Origin of the sequence: Desulfobulbus elongatus DSM 2908 (assembly GCF_000621145.1) — a bacterium.
Lineage (GTDB): Bacteria > Desulfobacterota > Desulfobulbia > Desulfobulbales > Desulfobulbaceae > Desulfobulbus > Desulfobulbus elongatus.
In genome coordinates this window covers 1-1,256 of record NZ_JHZB01000090.1, presented here as the reverse complement: position 1 = coordinate 1,256, position 1,256 = coordinate 1, and the positions used below count along the sequence as shown (strand labels likewise).

Genomic DNA, 1,256 nt, shown 5'->3' with positions numbered 1-1,256 from the left:
GAGACCGATGAGACCGGCGCCCTGGTGCGGGGGTATATCCGGCTCGACGGCCTGCCCCTGGCCATGGTCACCGGCGACGGCTCCATGTACTACTACCACACCGACCACCTGGGCACGCCCCTGCGGCTGACCGATGCCAGCGGCACCGTGGTCTGGGCCGCCGATTACCAGCCCTTCGGCAAGGCCACCCTTCTGGTCAACACCGTGGAGAACAACCTCCGCTTCCTTGGCCAGTACTTCGATGCCGAAACCGGCTTGCATTACAACTGGCACAGATACTATGATCCCGACATTGGCCGGTATCTGAGCGCTGACCCGATTGGGTTGGAGGCAGGCGTCAATGTCTATGCCTATGTCAACAATGATCCGGTGAATAAGATTGATCCGTGGGGGTTGGCTGGGTGCTACGTAGGTTATCCTGGGTACCCCATTACAATTCCGGGAACTAGCACAAAAGTACCATCCACTCATGCCGGTGTCTTGTCGTATGACAGTCAAGGTCATACGCGATACTATGAATATGGCCGGTATGATAGTAATTTCGGCAATGTGCGTCGGAGGACAGTGCCTGATCTGCAAATGGGCCCTGACGGGAAGACAACCCCTGAGTCTTGGGCTAACTTGCAGAATGCTCTGAATAAAATCGGTAACGGGACAACGGCTAAGACTAACTGCGACGACAAAGCGGATGCAGACAAGATCAACAATTTCGCAGAGCAGCGAATGAATGACCCTAATCGAGCTCCATATAGCTGGAACCCCTTCAATTTTAATACGTGCACGACTTTTGCCAGTGATGCTCTGGCTGGAGGACTCAAATGATCAGAGCACTTCCGTGGATTTTCTTTGGTTTGGCATTGCTAGTAGTTCTTTATTTGTCTGTACTTCTCTTAAATGGAGGTGCAGCCCTCAACGATGCGAGATCGGAAGTGGAACGCCTCCGGGAGCGTAGTAATATTGCACTCTCGATTGTTCGCAAAGATTGGATTGGGAAAGATGCGACAAGTGTTAATGAACTCTCCAGAGAATTTGGGCGTCAAGGCGTGATCGTCGGCGTCGAAGATGGCGTCTTTGAGATTGGCGACTTCATTTTTGAAACCCGGGATGGATTGATCATGGAAGTGCATTACATCGACTGATCTTAACCAATCTTCATCTCTGATATACAGCGGATTCCGGTGAAATCCAGGGACAGTAGAGCTTGTTGCAAAAACGACCTGCTGCAGAGCGTGACCGGCCCCTTCGGCCGCTCGCTC

The 1,256-nt window shown here is 52.5% G+C and carries 2 protein-coding genes; both read left to right on the top strand.

Annotated features, from left to right (window positions below; translation table 11 throughout):
* Positions 1–822 (top strand): RHS repeat-associated core domain-containing protein (locus Q362_RS21690; RefSeq protein ID WP_211248543.1); only part of this gene is annotated, 822 nt, incomplete at its 5' end.
* Positions 819–1,139 carry a hypothetical protein gene (locus Q362_RS21685; protein WP_035217160.1) on the top strand — a complete coding sequence of 107 codons (321 nt, stop codon included), beginning with the start codon at positions 819–821 and terminating at the stop codon, positions 1,137–1,139. The genes Q362_RS21690 and Q362_RS21685, both read left to right, overlap by 4 nt.
* Positions 1,140–1,256: the final 117 nt, after the last annotated feature.